Annotated in this window: 16 protein-coding genes; 14 read left to right on the forward strand and 2 right to left on the reverse strand. The window is 71.1% G+C overall.

Annotation, left to right across the window (positions count from 1 at the left end):
• Positions 1 to 26 precede the first annotated feature (26 nt).
• Genes AB4880_RS01510 through AB4880_RS01525 form a run of 4 tightly spaced genes read left to right on the forward strand, consistent with a single transcriptional unit; the run spans position 27 to position 3943 of the window.
• Positions 27 to 269 carry a hypothetical protein gene (locus AB4880_RS01510; protein WP_367917430.1) on the forward strand — a complete coding sequence of 81 codons (243 nt, stop codon included), beginning with the start codon at positions 27 to 29 and terminating at the stop codon, positions 267 to 269.
• Positions 269 to 1792, forward strand: coding sequence for a sodium:solute symporter family protein (locus tag AB4880_RS01515; protein ID WP_367917431.1), 1524 nt, complete (start codon positions 269 to 271; stop codon positions 1790 to 1792). The genes AB4880_RS01510 and AB4880_RS01515 overlap by 1 nt, the downstream gene beginning before the upstream one ends.
• 25 nt (positions 1793 to 1817) lie before the next feature.
• Entirely contained in the window at positions 1818 to 3143 is a 1326-nt protein-coding gene (locus AB4880_RS01520; RefSeq protein ID WP_367917432.1) for a M20 family metallopeptidase, read from the forward strand.
• A 20-nt stretch (positions 3144 to 3163) separates the two neighbouring features.
• On the forward strand, positions 3164 to 3943 hold the full coding sequence (locus tag AB4880_RS01525; RefSeq protein WP_367917433.1) for an SDR family NAD(P)-dependent oxidoreductase: 780 nt from the start codon (positions 3164 to 3166) through the stop codon (positions 3941 to 3943).
• 24 nt (positions 3944 to 3967) lie between these two features.
• On the opposite strand, the gene AB4880_RS01530 is transcribed toward AB4880_RS01525, so the two are convergent.
• Both AB4880_RS01530 and AB4880_RS01535 read right to left on the reverse strand, forming a co-directional pair.
• On the reverse strand, positions 3968 to 4978 hold the full coding sequence (locus AB4880_RS01530) for a response regulator transcription factor (RefSeq protein ID WP_367917434.1): 1011 nt from the start codon (positions 4976 to 4978) through the stop codon (positions 3968 to 3970).
• 126 nt (positions 4979 to 5104) lie between these two features.
• Positions 5105 to 6676, reverse strand: coding sequence for an APC family permease (locus AB4880_RS01535; RefSeq protein ID WP_367917435.1), 1572 nt, complete (start codon positions 6674 to 6676; stop codon positions 5105 to 5107).
• Between the two features lie 217 nt (positions 6677 to 6893).
• On the opposite strand from AB4880_RS01535, the gene AB4880_RS01540 reads away from it, so the two are divergent.
• The 10 genes from AB4880_RS01540 (at position 6894) to AB4880_RS01585 (ending at position 14900) form a co-directional block, all read left to right on the forward strand.
• The gene (locus tag AB4880_RS01540) at positions 6894 to 8180 is read left to right on the forward strand and encodes a class-III pyridoxal-phosphate-dependent aminotransferase (protein WP_367917436.1); all 1287 of its coding nucleotides are present in this window, start codon (positions 6894 to 6896) and stop codon (positions 8178 to 8180) included.
• Positions 8180 to 9772: an aldehyde dehydrogenase family protein gene (locus tag AB4880_RS01545; RefSeq protein WP_367917437.1), complete on the forward strand. Its 1593-nt coding sequence runs from the start codon at positions 8180 to 8182 to the stop codon at positions 9770 to 9772. Before AB4880_RS01540 ends, AB4880_RS01545 begins: the two co-directional genes overlap by 1 nt.
• Before the next feature lie 3 nt (positions 9773 to 9775).
• Positions 9776 to 10378: a BMC domain-containing protein gene (locus tag AB4880_RS01550; protein ID WP_367917438.1), complete on the forward strand. Its 603-nt coding sequence runs from the start codon at positions 9776 to 9778 to the stop codon at positions 10376 to 10378.
• Complete coding sequence (locus tag AB4880_RS01555; RefSeq protein ID WP_367917439.1) at positions 10375 to 10902, forward strand: hypothetical protein; 528 nt, start codon at positions 10375 to 10377, stop codon at positions 10900 to 10902. The genes AB4880_RS01550 and AB4880_RS01555 overlap by 4 nt, the downstream gene beginning before the upstream one ends.
• Positions 10902 to 11165 carry a EutN/CcmL family microcompartment protein gene (locus AB4880_RS01560; protein ID WP_367917440.1) on the forward strand — a complete coding sequence of 88 codons (264 nt, stop codon included), beginning with the start codon at positions 10902 to 10904 and terminating at the stop codon, positions 11163 to 11165. Before AB4880_RS01555 ends, AB4880_RS01560 begins: the two co-directional genes overlap by 1 nt.
• Positions 11166 to 11246: 81 nt before the next feature.
• Positions 11247 to 11528 (forward strand): BMC domain-containing protein, encoded by a 282-nt coding sequence (locus AB4880_RS01565; protein WP_141800723.1) that lies wholly within the window; start codon positions 11247 to 11249, stop codon positions 11526 to 11528.
• A gap of 51 nt (positions 11529 to 11579) precedes the next feature.
• Positions 11580 to 12230, forward strand: a complete 651-nt coding sequence (locus tag AB4880_RS01570) for a microcompartment protein (RefSeq protein ID WP_367917441.1) — start codon at positions 11580 to 11582, stop codon at positions 12228 to 12230.
• Positions 12227 to 13210: a phosphotransferase enzyme family protein gene (locus tag AB4880_RS01575; RefSeq protein ID WP_367917442.1), complete on the forward strand. Its 984-nt coding sequence runs from the start codon at positions 12227 to 12229 to the stop codon at positions 13208 to 13210. The genes AB4880_RS01570 and AB4880_RS01575 overlap by 4 nt, the downstream gene beginning before the upstream one ends.
• Before the next feature lie 28 nt (positions 13211 to 13238).
• On the forward strand, positions 13239 to 14009 hold the full coding sequence (fabG, locus tag AB4880_RS01580) for a 3-oxoacyl-ACP reductase FabG (protein ID WP_367917443.1): 771 nt from the start codon (positions 13239 to 13241) through the stop codon (positions 14007 to 14009).
• A 102-nt stretch (positions 14010 to 14111) separates the two neighbouring features.
• On the forward strand, positions 14112 to 14900 hold the full coding sequence (locus AB4880_RS01585) for a GntR family transcriptional regulator (protein WP_367917444.1): 789 nt from the start codon (positions 14112 to 14114) through the stop codon (positions 14898 to 14900).
• The last annotated feature ends 72 nt before the right edge of the window (positions 14901 to 14972 follow it).

Raw genomic sequence — 14972 nt, forward strand, 5'->3', positions numbered from 1 at the left:
ACCCCATGACAAGCGCCATCCGAGCGATGTCGTCACGGACCAAGATGACGATCTTCTGGCTGCTGTTCGGCAGCAGCATCCTGCTCGCGGTGTTCCCGCCGCTCTACCTGGCCGGCAGCGGCAACAGCACGACGATCCTCGGCGTGCCGTTCAGCGTCGCCTACTGGATCCTCGACGCCCTCCTCGCCGTCGGCGCGGTGTGGCTGCTCTGGATCTTCGAGAACATCCGCGGAGAGGTGGGCGAGGAGCCCGAGGAGGTGGCCGCCTGATGGCCAGCATGACCGGATCCATGGCCGTCACCCTCGGGATGCTGACGGCGTTCTTCGCGCTCATCGTGTTCGTGCTCTACGCGACCAACCGCAGCGCCAAGTCGTTCTCCGACTACGCGGTCGGCGGCCGCTCCTTCAGCAGCTGGTACATCGCGATGTCCTACACCAACTCCTGGTGGCCCGGCGCGACGTACACCGCCTTCTTCGGGCTCAGCGTCGGCGCCGGCGTGCTCGGCTTCTACGCCCTCGCCTACTCGCTGCTCGGCGTCACCGCGATGTACCTGATGGCGGAGCGGGCCTGGCTGTGGGGCAAGCGGTACGACCTCAAGACCCAGCCCGACATGCTCGGCCTGCGCTTCCAGTCCCAGGCGGTCCGCGTGATCGCGAGCGCCATCGGCGTCGTGTGCCTGTTCCCGTGGATCGTGCTCGGCATGCAGGCGATGGGACTCATCTTCCGCTTCGCCAGCTTCGGCCAGTGGTCGGTGACGACCTGCCTGATCGTCGGTGTCGGCGTGATCGCGGTCCGCCAGATCTGGACCGTCCAGATGGGCATGCGCGGCCTGGTCATCACCGACCTGGTGCAGGGCATCGTGGCCTACGGCCTGGCCGCGCTGGTCTGCCTCGGCATCTTGTTCGGGCCCGCCGACTCGGCCGGCTTCGGCTCCATCGCGCACCTGCCCGACGCGCTGCTCCACGTGCCCGGCGACGGCGGCACCTACGGCCCCTGGTACCTCTTCTCCCTCATCGTCACCGGCGTCATCGGCTCGCTGTGCTGGCCGACCAGCTATCAGCGCATCTACACCGCCAAGGGCGTCCGCAGCGTCAAGAAGGGCACCCTGCAGACGATGCTCGTCGCGGGCGGCTTCTACCTGATGCTCACCCTGGTCGCGCTCGCCGCCGCCTCGATGACCGACGTCGTCGCCGCCCCGCAGGACGGCTGGTTCACCCTGCTCTACGACCGCGGCGGCCAGTGGCTGCTCGGCATGGCGCTGGTGATCGTCCTCGCGGCGAGCATGGGCTGGATCGACGGCTGCGTGCAGGTCTGCGGCGCGCAGATCGCCAACGACATCGTCCACGTCATCTCCCCGCGCACCGACTTCCAGCTGAAGGTCGTCGCCAAGGGCTCGATGGTCGTCTACATGCTGTCGTCGGCGGTCGTCGCCTACATCGCCTTCGACTATCCGCGGCTCCAGCTGCTGGCGCAGATGTCCTACCAGGGCATCGTGCAGCTGTCGGTGCCGATGTTCCTCGGCATGTTCTGGAAGCGGGGCACCAAGATCGCGGCGCTCGCCTCGATGTGCACCGGCTTCCTCGTCGCCGCCGTCCTGACCTGGGAGTTCCCCGACGACATGCCCGGCCTCGGCAGCCTCACCAGCGGCGTCCTGGCGCTCGGCATCAACCTGGTCGTGTACGTCGTCCTGGCCTACGCGATCCCGCAGTCGGACGACGAGCGCCGTCGCGTCGACGAGCTCTTCGAGGCCGGCAGGTCCCGGACCGAGCCGTCGCTCGCCCCCACCGCCTGAATCCCCCATCGAACGGAGCTGAACCATGACATCGCAGGAGACCCACGACCGCGTGCTGGCGGCGGTGGACGCCCTCAAGGACGACCTCGTCTCCACGCTCTCGGAGGTCATCTCGATCCCGAGCGTCAACCCCAAGTACCCCGGCCAGGTGTACGACGAGGTGGTCGGCCTCGAGGGCCGCGTCTCCCGCCTCGTCGGCGAGATCTACGAGGACGCCGGCGCGGACGTGGAGTACTGGGCCGTCGAGAAGGGTCGCGACAACGCAGTCGGCACGATCAAGGGCACCGGCGGCGGCCGCTCGCTCATCTTCAACGGCCACGTCGACGTCGTCCCGCCGGGCAACCCGGACCGCTGGGACTCGGGCGACCCGTTCTCCGGCAAGGTCGACGGCGACCGGGTCTGGGGGCGCGGCGCCAGCGACATGAAGGCGGGCCTGGTCGCCCAGGCGTTCGCGGTCAAGGCGCTGCAGCGGGCGGGGGTCTCGCTCCAGGGCGACCTGATCGTCGAGGCCGTCGTCGGCGAGGAGGTGATGGACCACGAGTGCGGCGTCACCTCGACCGTCGAGCACGGCTATCGCGCGGACGCCGCGGTCGTGGCCGAGCCGAGCGGCCCGACCAACCTCGGCGTCATCCCGGTGACGCCCGGCCTGCTCTGGTTCTCGGTGACGGTGCAGGGCAAGGCGACGCACTCCTCGATGCGCGGGCAGACGATCCGCGCCGGTGGCGGCGGCAGCGCCGTCGGCGTCAACGCCATCGACAAGGGGATCCTGGTCTTCCAGGCGATGCAGCGACTGGAGGAGGAGTGGGCGTTCACGAAGACCCACCCGCTCTTCGCGCCGGGCCACTTCACCATCCACCCGGGCGTCGTCCAGGGCGGCCCGCACGGCGTGCTCGTGCCGTTCATCCTGTCGGAGTACATGACCATCGAGTACTGCATCTGGTACCCGCCGCAGGACGACCCGGCGACGGTCAAGGCCGAGGTCGAGGCGCAGATCCACGCGATCGCGCAGACCGACGGCTGGCTGCGCGAGCACCCGCCGGTCGTCGAGTGGAAGCTCAACTGGCCGGCCAACGACCCCGGCGAGGCCGGGCTCGCGATCACCGGCGCCGTCGCGGCCGCGCACGAGCGGGTGTCGGGCCAGACGGCGTACCAGGGGCCGCCACCGGTCGCCGGCTTCTGCGCGGTCGAGGACTGCTCCTTCCTCACCGCGGCCGGCATCCCGGCGATCAGCTACGGCCCCGGCGACCTGCGGGTCGCGCACGCGGACGACGAGTACTGCCTCATCGACGAGGTGCATCTCGCCGCCCGGACCTACGCCTCGCTCGCCCTCGACTGGTGCGGCGCCAACTGACCCCAAGGAAGGACCCGAAAATGATCGACCTCAGCGGCAAGAAGGCCGTCGTCACCGGCGGCTCCTCCGGCATCGGCCGGGCCATCGCCACCACGCTCGCCCAGGTCGGCGCGCACGTCGTCGTCGCCGACCTGACCGAGGAGGCGCGCGAGGGCGGCGAGACCACCACCGCCGTCGTGACCGCCGCGGGCGGCTCGGCGGAGTTCGTGAAGCTCGACGTCACGGCCAGCGCGCACGTGGCATCGGTCTTCGCCGAGCTCGACGAGCGGCTCGGCGGCCTGGACATCCTGGTCAACAACGCGGGCGTGCTGCGCGAGGGCAGCGTGCACGAGACGGAGGACGAGACCTGGCGGACCCAGTTCCTCGTCAACGTCGACGGCACCTTCCACTGCACCCGCGAGATGGTGCGCGGCCTGCTCGCCCGCGAGCGCCCCGGCAAGATCGTCAACATCAGCTCGATCAGCGGCTTCCGCGGCAACCCGGGCTTCGCGGCGTACTGCGCGACCAAGGGCGCCATCGTCAACTTCACCCGCCAGGTCGCGCTCGACTACGCCGGTCGCGGCATCAACGTCAACGCGGTCGCGCCGGGCTTCGTGACGACCCACATGACGGCGCTCTACGACCAGGCGACCCACGACGCGCTCGCGGCGCAGACGCCGCGGGGACGGTGGGCGAGCCCGCAGGACGTGGCCAACGCCGTCCTCTTCCTCGCCAGCCCGCTCGCCGACCACGTCGTCGGCGACAACCTGCTGGTCGACGGCGGCTGGACGATCGGCACGCCGGTCGAGCTGGGCGCCTGAGACCGCCGCGAGACCGAAGGAGCCTCAGGTGCGCACGAGCAGGGTGGGGGTGGCGGGCGGCCCGGACACCGGGACGATCTCCTCCGCCACTGCCTTGCTCGCCGCGGCGACCCTCGTCGCACAGCCGAGCTTGGCGAGGATGTGCTCGACGTGGGTCGCCACCGTCCGCGGGCTGAGCGACAAGGCCAGCCCGATGTCGGGATTGCCGAGGCCGGCCGCGACGAGGGTGAGCACCTGCACCTCCCGCGGCGACAGCCGGTACGGCGCAGCCGCCTCGCGCAGCGTGACCAGGACCCCCGCGGCGAGGCGGGTGCGCCGTACCTCATGGCAGCGACCGGTCGGCGAGACCCACGCGAAGCGGTGGGTCGCGCCGTCGGCGCGTGCCACCAGCTCGGCGGCCAGCGGCGAGTCGTCGGCCAGCCACCTGTCGCGGCGCAGCCCGGGCAATGTCACCAGCCGTCGGTCGGAGGTCAGCAGCGCGGCCTCGTCGGCTTCCTCGAGGAGGTCGGTCCAGGTGTGCCCCTCCGGCGGCCGCATCGCGTCCATCACCGGCGCGATCACCCGCTGCAGGGCGATGAGCGTCTCGATCGCGGAGTCGCTGATCGGCAACGGAGAGTCGGAGCTCAGGTGCAGCGCCCCGGTGTAGCGCCCGTCGCGGGTGAAGAGACAGGTCGTGGAGCCCTCGGCGAAGCCGCCGGGGATGAACACCTCGTGCGCGCTGAACATCTGCCGGTAGTTGGGGATGTCGCACCAGCGCAGCGGCCGTGGGTTGCGGAAGCGCATGGTGAGGAAGGCCGGATCCTCGTTGACGAAGCCGTCGTTGAGGTAGCTGAGCACCGGGTCGCTGTAGCCGATCTCGGCGACCGTGAAGTGCCGCCCCTCGACCGGGTCGAAGGTCGACAGCGCGGCGGCCTCGAGCGGGATCGCCTCGCCGATCCGCTGCAGGACGGCGGAGGCCCGGTCGGCGGCGGGCGTGGGCTCGACGCAGATGGCGGCCACGTCGGCCACCAGTTCGAGCGGCGACGGACGGCTCATCGGGACCCCCAGCTGGCGATCCCTGAAGCGTACGCCCTGCGCCCCTCCCCCGGCACGGGGTCGACGGAGCTGACGTCATTCGTTCCGTGGGCTCTGACCCACAGAACGAATGACGTTGCGCCGGCCTCAGTCGTCCGCACGTTCCTGGGTGTCCTCGAGGACGATACGGCCGATCGTGTCGTAGCGCTCCGGCGCGAAGCGCTTGGCCCACAGCGCGAAGCCCAGGCCCGCGAGGCCGACCACCGCGACGATCCACGGCGACAGCTTGAAGACGACGTCGCTGGCCGCGGCGCCCGCGGCGAATCCGGCGTTCTGGACGAGCAGCCAGATCACGTAGATCATGCCGACACCGCCGACCAGGGGGGCCGTGAAGGTGCGGAACCAGTGTGCGGTCTCGGGGTGCTTGCCCTGGACGTGGAAGTAGGCGATGCACGAGAAGGCCGCCAGCGCCTGCACGATCAGGATCGCGGTGGTGCCGAGGATCGCCATCAGCGCGTAGAGCTGGGCGTACGGGTCGCGGTCGGTGACGTAGAAGGCCAGCACGATCAGCGTGGCGACGGTGGTCTGCGCGAACCCGGCGAGGTACGGCGAGCCGTGGCGCGGGTGCGCGGCCCCGAGCGTCCGGCCGAAGCCGGGGATCAGGTCCTCGCGGCCGATCGCGTAGATGTAGCGCGACGCGCAGTTGTGGAAGGCCATGCCGCACGCGTACGAGCCGCTCATCAGCAGGAACTCGAAGAGCACGACGGCCCAGTGGCCCAGGTGCTGCTCGACCGGGCCGAAGAAGATCTGGCCGGCCGTGGAGCCGTCCTGGGCGAGCGCGACCGCGTTGTCGGGGCCGGTGCCGACGATGGCCGACCACGACACGATCACGTAGAAGCCGCCGATGCCGAGCACGGAGAGCATGGTCGCGAGCGGGATGATCTTCTTCGGGTTGCGCGACTCCTCGCCGTACATCGCGGTCGACTCGAAGCCGACCCACGACCAGAACGCGAAGAACAGGCCGATGCCCGCGGTGCCGGCGACGGCCAGCGTGGCGCCGGTGTCCGGGTGGGTGACCGTGCCGCTGAGACCGTGGAAGGCGTTGAGCGGGTTGAGCGAGCCGAGCGACCAGCCCTGCGGGCCGCCGCCGGACGCCAGGATCGAGACGGTCATCGCGCCGAGCATGACGATCTCGGTGACCAGGAAGACGCCGAGGACGACGGCGGTCAGGTTGATGTCGAAGTAGGTCAGCACCGCGTTGACGGCGAGCATCGCGAGGGCGTACCAGATCCACGAGATGTCGAGCGCCGTGTGCGTGGCGAAGAAGCTCGATGCGAAGAACGCGAAGATGCCGACGAGCGCGGCCTCGAAGACGACGTACGCGAGCGTGGTCAGCGCGCCGGCGCCCATGCCGACGACGCGGCCGAGGCCGTGCGAGATGAAGCCGTAGAAGGCGCCGGTCGACGTGATGTGCTTGGCCATCGCCGAGTAGCCGAGCGCGAAGAGCCCGAGCACGATCGTGGCGACGAGATAGCCGGCGGGCGCGTTGGCGCCGCTGCCGAAGCCGATCGCGATCGGGACGTTGCCGACCATCGCGGTGATCGGCGCGGCCGTGGCCACGGCCATGAACATGACCCCGAGCAGGCCGACGGCGTTCGGCTTGAGCCGCTGGACGCCCGTCTCGGCCTCGGACGCGATGCGCGTCTCCTCTGCAGACATGCGGAACCTCTCTCCCGTGCCGGACGGCACGTCCGGTTGTGTCCTGGCTCACACCAGCCTCGGCATGGTGGCACTACCGAACAGACCAAATCAAGGTTTTGGGTCAGACAATATTTCTCAATGCCAGACCATTGACTTTTTCGGTCTGACCAAACAGGATCCTCAGCACACGGCTTCCGGTGACCACGGACGTGGCCACCGACACCAAGGGATGGCGATGCACGACTACGACGCGTTCAGCTTCGACTCGAAGGCAGAGATGCTCGAGAAGTCGGCGCACTACTGGAACCCGGACAAGACGAGGTTCTGGTCCGACAGCGGGATCGACCTGGTGATCGACCGCCGCGAGGGCTACCTGCTCTGGGACATGGACGGCCGCCGGCTGATCGACGTCCACCTCAACGGCGGCACCTACAACCTGGGCCACCGCAACCCCGAGGTGGTCGGCGCGGTGAAGCGGGCGATGGACCGCTTCGACGTCGGCAACCACCACTTCCCCTCGCTCGGCCGCACCGCGCTCGCCGAGGCGCTCGTCGAGTCCGCGCCGGCGGGGCTGACCAAGGTCGCCTACGCGTCCGGCGGCGGCGAGGCCATCGACATCGCGCTGAAGAGCGCGCGCCACGCCATGCAGAAGCGCAAGATCGTCTCGATCGTGAAGGCCTACCACGGACACACCGGCCTCGCCGTCGCCACCGGCGACGACCGCTTCTCCAAGCTCTTCCTCGCCGACCGGCCCGAGGAGTTCCCGCAGGTGCCGTTCAACGATCTCGACGCGATGGAGCAGGCGCTCAAGGGCCGCGACGTCGCAGCCGTGATCATGGAGACGATCCCCGCCACCTACGGCTTCCCGCTGCCGAACCCCGGCTACCTCGAGGCGGTCAAGGCGCTCTGCGAGAAGTACGACGCGCTCTACATCGCCGACGAGGTGCAGACCGGCCTGATGCGCACCGGCGAGCTCTGGGGCATCACCAAGCACGGCATCCAGCCGGACATCCTGGTCAGCGGCAAGGGCCTGTCCGGCGGCATCTACCCGATCGCAGCCGTCCTGCTCAGCGAGCGGGCGGGCGCCTGGCTGCGGGAGGACGGCTTCGGCCACATCTCCACCTTCGGCGGCGCCGAGCTCGGCTGCGTCGCGGCCTTGAAGACGCTCGAGATCAGCCGCCGTCCCGAGGTGCGCTCGATGGTGCACTACATCGCCGACCTGGTCGGCTCGGGTCTCCGGCAGGTCCAGGCCCAGTACCCCGACTGGTTCGTCGGGATCCGCCAGAACGGCGTCGTGCTCGGCCTCGAGTTCGCCCACCCCGAGGGCGCGAAGTACGTCATGCGGCAGCTCTACGAGCTCGGCGTCTGGGCGATCTTCTCCACGCTCGACCCCCGCGTCCTGCAGTACAAGCCGGGGATCCTGATGACCCCGGACCTCGTCGAGGAGCTCCTCGACCGCACCGCGCTGGCGATCGGTCGCGCGGCCGCCGACCCCGCTCTGTCGCGCCGGAGGGCAAGCTGATGGCTGACCAGCCGAACCGTCCCGTCACCGCACCGGCGCAGGCCGGACACATGCTCGAGCGAGCCCGGTGGGCCGCGCGCGCGTTCGCGTCGTACTCACAGAGCGACGTCGAGCGGATCGTCCGCGCGGTCGCCGACGTCGCCCACGCCCACGCCGAGAAGTACGCCGAGTGGGCCGTGCGCGAGACCGGCTTCGGCGTCGTCGAGCACAAGGTGCGCAAGAACCAGGCCTGCTCGCGCGGCCTGCTCGACACCTACGCCGGCCAGGACTTCGTGACGCCGCGCGTCCGGATCGACGACAAGATCGTCGAGGTGCCCCGGCCTGCCGGCGTCGTGCTGGCCCTGACGCCGTCGACGAACCCCGTCGCGACCGTCTTCTTCAAGGTGATCCTGAGCCTGATGACCCGCAACGCCGTGGTCGTCAGCCCGCACCCGATGGCCAAGGAGTGCTGCCACGACGCGGCCCGGCTGCTCGCCGCGGCCGCGGTCGAGGCCGGCGCCCCGGACGGCATCGTCCAGTGCGTCGCCGAGCCGACGATCCCGCTCGTCGAGGCGCTGATGGGCGACGCGCGGACGAACGTCATCCTCGCGACCGGCGGCACCGGCGTGGTGCGCTCGGCCTACAGCTCCGGCAACCCGGCGATCGGCGTCGGTCCCGGCAACGTCCCCGTGCTCGTCGACGCGACCGCCGACCCGCGGGCGGCGGCGCAGCGCCTGGTCGAGAGCAAGGCGTTCGACAACTCGGTGCTCTGCACCAACGAGTCGGTGCTCATCGTCGAGGACTCCATCGCCGACCGGCTGGTCCGGGAGATGGAGCGGGCCGGCGCGGCCGTGCTCTCGGCGGACGACGCCCAGCGGCTGCGCGACTTCATGTTCCCGATCGGTCGGCTCAACGTCGACGTCGTCGGCAAGGACGCGTCGTGGATCGCCCAGCAGGCCGGCATCCGCGTCGGTCCGCGGACGAAGGTGCTCGTCGCGCCCTTCGCCACGGCCGTGCCGGAGGAGCCGCTGACGCACGAGAAGCTGTCGCCGGTGCTCGGCATGATCCGGGTCCCCGACGCCGCGACCGGCATCGCCACGGCCCGGGCGGTCGTGCGGATCGCCGGCGCCGGACACAGTGCGGCCATCCACTCGGCCGACCCCGCGACCGTCCTCCGGTACGCCGCCGAGGTCCCGGTGCTGCGCGTCTCGGTCAACGTCGGCAACAGCACGGGCAGCTCCGGCCTCGACACCCACCTGGCGCCCACCATGACCATCGGCACCGGCTTCGTCGGCCGCAGCGCCCTCGGCGAGAACCTCCAGCCGAAGCACCTCGTGAACTGGACCCGGATCGCCTACAGCAGCGATCCCGCCGAGGCGATGCCGGCCTACGCCGGGCTGAGCCCCTGGCCCGAGCACCGCGCGCCGGTCCCGGCGTACCCGCTGGCGTCGAACGACGACCGCGCCCCCGTGCCCGCACCCGCCCGGGTCGACGCGCTCGTCGACCGGATCGGCGCCCGCGCCAACGGCGCCGGAGCGGGCGACGACGCGGCCTTCCGCGAGCAGATACGGCGCCTCGTCGTCGAAGAACTCTCCCACCTCATCAAGGGCTGACCCATGGCTGAACTGCGTTCCTTCATCTTCCTCGACCGGCTGCAGCCGCAGACCATGTGCTACCTCGGCACGTGGATCAAGGGCACCCTCCCGCGGGCCCACATGGCCGCCCAGATCATCGAGGTGGCGCCCGGTCTCGACATCGAGGCGATCACCGACGTCGCCCTCAAGTACGCCGAGGTGGCAGCCGGCATCCTCGTGGTCGAGCGGCAGTTCGGCTATCTCGAGTTCCACGGCGAGACCGGTGCGGTGAAGGCCGCGGCCGAGGGCGTGCTCGACGCGCTCGACGCCGACGCCGGCAGCGCAGTGCGTCCGACGATCCTGGCGAGCAAGATCATCAGCTCGATCGACCACCAGCACGCCTTCCTCATCAACCGCAACAAGATCGGGTCGATGGTGCTGCCGGGCGAGTCGATGTACGTGCTCGAGGTGCAGCCGGCGTCGTACGCGATCGTGGCGACGAACGAGGCCGAGAAGGCCGCCGACATCAAGGTCGTCGACTACCGGATGATCGGCGCCACCGGCCGGGTCTACCTGGCCGGCAAGGAGTCCGACGTGCGGCAGGCCGCCGAGGCCGCCGAGGAAGCGCTCCGAGGACTGACGTGACCGCCTCCCTCGACCTGCGCGCGGTGATCGCAGACCAGGTGCGCGAGATCGTCCGCGAGGTCGTCGCCGACCTCGTCGGGTCGACCGCGTCCGCGCCGCCGGTCGCCGCGTCCCCGGTCGCACCGCCCCCGGTCGCCGCGGCGCCGGCCCCTCCCGCCGGCGTCGCAGGCGCCGAGCACGTGACGCCGCCGCAGCTGCGGGAGCGGCTGGAGGCGGTCCGGATCGCCGACGACGCCGACCTCGACCGGTTCGCGCGGCACCTGCTCGCGCTGTTCGAGAACCCCAAGAACCGGCAGGACCTCAAGGCCGGCCGGCTGCGGTTCCGCCTGGAGGGCGGGACGACGGCGGCGACGCCGCAGGACCGGCCCGCCCAGCGGATCGACACCGGCGCGGTCACCGAGCGGCAGGTCAAGGACGCCGCCGAGGCGGGCCGCCGGCTGATCCTCGGCCGCCGGGCCGTACTGACTCCCCTGGCGCGCGAGCGGGCTCGCGCGCTGGGGGTTCCCATCGAGAAGGAGCGCTGATGCTGAGAGCAGTCGTGACCGGAAACGTCTGGTCCACCAAGAGGATCGACGGCCTGCCCAACGGCGCCTTCCTCGAGGTCGAGGTCGAGGACAGCTCAGGGGGCGGCGGCAGCCGCCTGGTCGCCTTCGACGTCCTGGGCAGCGGCGTCGGGGAGACCGTCCTGGTCGCCCAGGGCTCGGTCGCCGCCGCCTGGTTCCCCGGCACCCCGCCGCCCGTCGACGCGCTCGTCATCGGCTCGATCGACTCCCAGCCCACGGGCTGACCCCAGATGTCGGGCGCCACCGGCCCCGCCAACGCACGCACCACCACCGCACAACCCATCGCACCAGCCAAGGAGCACCACATGTCCAGCACCGCCATCGGCATGATCGAGACCAAGGGCTTCGTCGCCGCGCTCGCCGCCGCGGACGCCATGGTCAAGGCCGCCAATGTCACCATCACCGACCGCCAGGAGGTCGGCGACGGGCTCGTCGCCGTCGTCATCGCGGGCGAGGTCGGCGCGGTCAAGGCCGCGACCGAGGCCGGCGCGGAGACCGCGTCGCAGGTCGGCGAGCTCGTCAGCGTCCACGTCATCCCGCGGCCGCACGCCGAGCTCGGCAACCACTTCGACGTCAGCGCGAAGTAGCCGCACTCCCCCACCCCGCTCACCAGTCACGCCACGAGAAGAGGAGGTCCGATGGCCGCCACCGACGCCCGCACGGAGCTGCGGGTCTATCTGATGGTCGAGGACCTGCAGCAGCAGTTCGCCGCCTACCTGGGCACGCCCACGCGCGCCCGGGGCTACCCGCCGTACGCCGGCGACCACGCGCTCATCATCGAGGTCGCCCCGGCGCTCGCGATCGAGCGCGTGATCGACCTGGCGCTGCGGGCGGCGCCGTCGGTCGAGCCCGGCATCCTCTTCGTGGAGCGGCAGTTCGGCGTCCTCGAGCTGCACGCCTCGTCGCTGGAGGACGTCGTCGCCGCCGGCCAGGCCGTCCTCGACGGCACCGGCAGCTCGGCCAGCGACCAGCTGCGGCCGCGTGTGCTCTACCACGACATCATCGAGAGCATCACCGATCAGCACGCGGTGATCCTCAACCGCAACCGTTCGGGGTCGATGATCATGCCGGGACAGTCCCTCCTCGTCTACGAGATGGCTCCCGCGCTGTTCGCCGCCGTCGCGGCCAACGAGGCCGAGCGCGCCGCGCCCGGCATCACCATGGTCGACGTGCAGTTCATCGGCGCGGCGGGCCGGCTCTACCTGAGCGGCACCACCGAGGACGTCGAGGTGGCGCGGGACCGGATCACCAAGGTGCTGGAGTCGATCGAGGGGCGGGAGCACGGATGACCACGGCGACCGTCGACACGCTCGTCGCCGAGCAGGCGCTGCCCCGCTACGGCTTCGGCCCGGGGCACACGCTGCGGATGATCAACCTGTCCGAGAACGCCACCTTCCTCGTCGAGGACGGCGACCGGAGCGCGATCCTGCGCGTGCACCGGGTGGGCTACCACTCGCGCTCCGACATCGAGAGCGAGCTGACCTGGCTCACCGCCCTGCGCGAGGAGTCCGGCGTCGCGACGTCGGAGGCGGTGCCCAACAGCGACGGCGAGCGGGTCACCACGGTCGTCGTCGACGGCGCCGAGCGGCACGCCGTCCTCTTCCACGTCGTGCCCGGGATCGAGCCGGACGACGTCGCCCTGGGCACCTCGGACTTCGAGACGCTCGGCGCGATCACCGCGCGGATGCACGAGCACGCCCGCTCCTGGACGCCACCCGCCGGCTTCCACCGGTTCAGCTGGGACTGGGAGCACTCGCTCGGCGACACGCCCCGCTGGGGGCGCTGGCAGGACGGCATCGGCGTCGGGCCGGTCGAGGAGGCCGCGCTCGGCGCGGCCGTGGAGGTCGTGCGGGAGCGGCTGGCGTCGTACGGCACGGCGGCCGACCGGTTCGGCCTCGTGCACGCCGACCTGCGCCTGGCCAACCTGCTCGTCGAGGGCGACCAGGTCACCGTGATCGACTTCGACGACTGCGGCCTGTCGTGGTTCATGTACGACTTCGGCACGGCCGTGTCCTTCATCGAGCACGACCCGCGGCTGCCCGACTGGCAGGCCGCCTGGCTGCGCGGCTACCGCTCGGTGACCGCGCTGTCCGCCGAGCACGAGGCGATGCTGCCGACGTTCGTGATGCTGCGCCGGCTCCTGCTCGTCGCCTGGATGGGCTCGCACGCGCACTCGCGGGAGTGCCAGGATCTCGGGCCCGGCTACACCGCCGACTCGGTCGAGCTGGCGCGCCGCTATGTCGCGTCGGACGGCGCCTCCCTGAGCTGACCGCTACCCCCCTGGATCGGAGACCCCCATGTTCACCTCACTCGCCGGACGCTCCGTCGTCGTCACCGGAGGCAGCAAGGGCATCGGCCGCGGCATCGCCACGGTCTTCGCCCGGGCCGGTGCCCGGGTGCTCGTCACCGGGCGCGACGAGGAGTCGCTGGCCAAGGCCTGCGCCGAGATCGGCGGCGACACGACGTTCCTCATCGCCGACGTGAGCTCGCGCGAGGACTGCGACCGGATGGCCGCCACCGCCGTCGAGCGGCACGGCGGGATCGACGTCCTGTGCGCCAACGCCGGCATCTTCCCGGCCGCGCGCCTCGACGCGATGACCCCGGCCGACCTCGACACGGTGATGGCGACCAACCTCAACGGCACCGTGTTCGCGGTCCAGGCCTGCCTGGACGCGCTGACCGCGAGCGGGCGCGGCCGGATCGTGGTGACCTCCTCGATCACCGGTCCGCACACCGGCTACCCGGGCTGGTCGCACTACGGCGCCAGCAAGGCCGCCCAGCTCGGGTTCGTGCGGACGGCGGCGCTCGAGCTGGCGCCGCGCGGCATCACGATCAACGCGGTGCTGCCGGGCAATATCGCCACCGAGGGCCTCGACGGGCTCGGCGAGGACTACCTCACCGCGATGGCCGCGAGCGTCCCGCAGAAGCGGCTCGGCGGAGTGGCCGACATCGGCAACGCCGCGCTCTTCTTCGCGACCGAGGAGGCGTCGTACATCACCGGGCAGTCGCTCGTCGTCGACGGCGGACAGGTGCTGCCCGAGTCGCTGCAGGCGCTCGAGGAGATCTGAGCTCGGCGCCGGGCGCGCTGAGGTAGGTTGGCAGACGTCTGGTCAGACCAATCGGCGGATCGGGCCGACCGATGAAGGACCGGACAGAGAAGGAGCAGCGCGATGGCCAACGAGCACGCAGTCGCGGAGAACCTCCGACGCCGGATGCTGACCGACATCGGCGCCGGCACGCTGCCGCCCGGCGCGCGGCTGGGCAGCGAGCGCGAGCTCTCCGAGCACTACGGCGTCAGCCGGGCCACGCTGCGCCAGGTCCTCGCCGCGCTCGAGGAGGCCGGACTCGTCCGCCGGGTCGCCGGTCGCGGCGGCGGCACCTTCATCAACCACGCCAAGGTCGAGCACGACCTGACCAAGGTGGTCGGCGTGCCCGCCTACCTCGCGCGCCAGGGCTACTCCGCCGGCACGCGCGTCGTCGCGACCCGGATGGGCGTGGCCGACGCCGCCACCCGGCGCGCGCTCCAGCTCGCCGAGGGCGACCTGGTCGTCGACGTACGACGGCTGCGCCTGGCCGACGGGACGCCGTTCTCGCTCGACCACGCCCGGCTGCCCGCCGACCGCTTCCCCGGCCTGCTCGAGCAGCCGCTGGGCGGCTCGATCTACGAGCTGATCGAGCACGACTACGGCGTCACCATCGCCGACGCCGAGGAGGTCGTCGAGGTGGTCCACGCGACCGACGAGGAGGCGGCCCTGCTCGCGGTCGCCGTCGGCGACCCGCTGGTCTCGATCACCCGGACGACGTACGACACCTCGGGCACGCCCTTCGAGTTCTCCCACGACCTGTTCCGCTCCGACCGCGTGCGGATCACCCTGCGCACCCCCGGCCGCGGGCTGCGCGGCGTGCCCGGCGGCGAGAGCCCGCACTTCGCGACCATCTCCTCGGTCCCGGCGAGCTGAGACCGCTCCCGCCCATGTAACTCGGTGTCCGTGTATCCACCACGGTGTCATGACACGTCATGACACCGTGGT

The sequence above is a fragment of the Nocardioides ginsengisoli genome (assembly GCF_039537225.1).
Taxonomy (GTDB): Bacteria; Actinomycetota; Actinomycetes; order Propionibacteriales; family Nocardioidaceae; genus Nocardioides; species Nocardioides ginsengisoli.

Bases quoted from the DNA above. Each gene is read 5' to 3' on its own strand.
- AB4880_RS01540 (WP_367917436.1), top strand. From the start codon at position 6,894: ATGCACGACTACGACGCGTTCAGCTTCGACTCGAAGGCAGAGATGCTC.
- AB4880_RS01515 (WP_367917431.1), top strand. From the start codon at position 269: ATGGCCAGCATGACCGGATCCATGGCCGTCACCCTCGGGATGCTGACG.
- AB4880_RS01525 (WP_367917433.1), top strand. From the start codon at position 3,164: ATGATCGACCTCAGCGGCAAGAAGGCCGTCGTCACCGGCGGCTCCTCC.
- AB4880_RS01520 (WP_367917432.1), top strand. From the start codon at position 1,818: ATGACATCGCAGGAGACCCACGACCGCGTGCTGGCGGCGGTGGACGCC.
- AB4880_RS01585 (WP_367917444.1), top strand. From the start codon at position 14,112: ATGGCCAACGAGCACGCAGTCGCGGAGAACCTCCGACGCCGGATGCTG.
- AB4880_RS01560 (WP_367917440.1), top strand. From the start codon at position 10,902: ATGCTGAGAGCAGTCGTGACCGGAAACGTCTGGTCCACCAAGAGGATC.
- AB4880_RS01545 (WP_367917437.1), top strand. From the start codon at position 8,180: ATGGCTGACCAGCCGAACCGTCCCGTCACCGCACCGGCGCAGGCCGGA.
- AB4880_RS01570 (WP_367917441.1), top strand. From the start codon at position 11,580: ATGGCCGCCACCGACGCCCGCACGGAGCTGCGGGTCTATCTGATGGTC.
- AB4880_RS01510 (WP_367917430.1), top strand. From the start codon at position 27: ATGTCGTCACGGACCAAGATGACGATCTTCTGGCTGCTGTTCGGCAGC.
- fabG (WP_367917443.1), top strand. From the start codon at position 13,239: ATGTTCACCTCACTCGCCGGACGCTCCGTCGTCGTCACCGGAGGCAGC.
- AB4880_RS01535 (WP_367917435.1), bottom strand. From the start codon at position 6,676: ATGTCTGCAGAGGAGACGCGCATCGCGTCCGAGGCCGAGACGGGCGTC.
- AB4880_RS01530 (WP_367917434.1), bottom strand. From the start codon at position 4,978: ATGAGCCGTCCGTCGCCGCTCGAACTGGTGGCCGACGTGGCCGCCATC.
- AB4880_RS01565 (WP_141800723.1), top strand. From the start codon at position 11,247: ATGTCCAGCACCGCCATCGGCATGATCGAGACCAAGGGCTTCGTCGCC.
- AB4880_RS01575 (WP_367917442.1), top strand. From the start codon at position 12,227: ATGACCACGGCGACCGTCGACACGCTCGTCGCCGAGCAGGCGCTGCCC.
- AB4880_RS01550 (WP_367917438.1), top strand. From the start codon at position 9,776: ATGGCTGAACTGCGTTCCTTCATCTTCCTCGACCGGCTGCAGCCGCAG.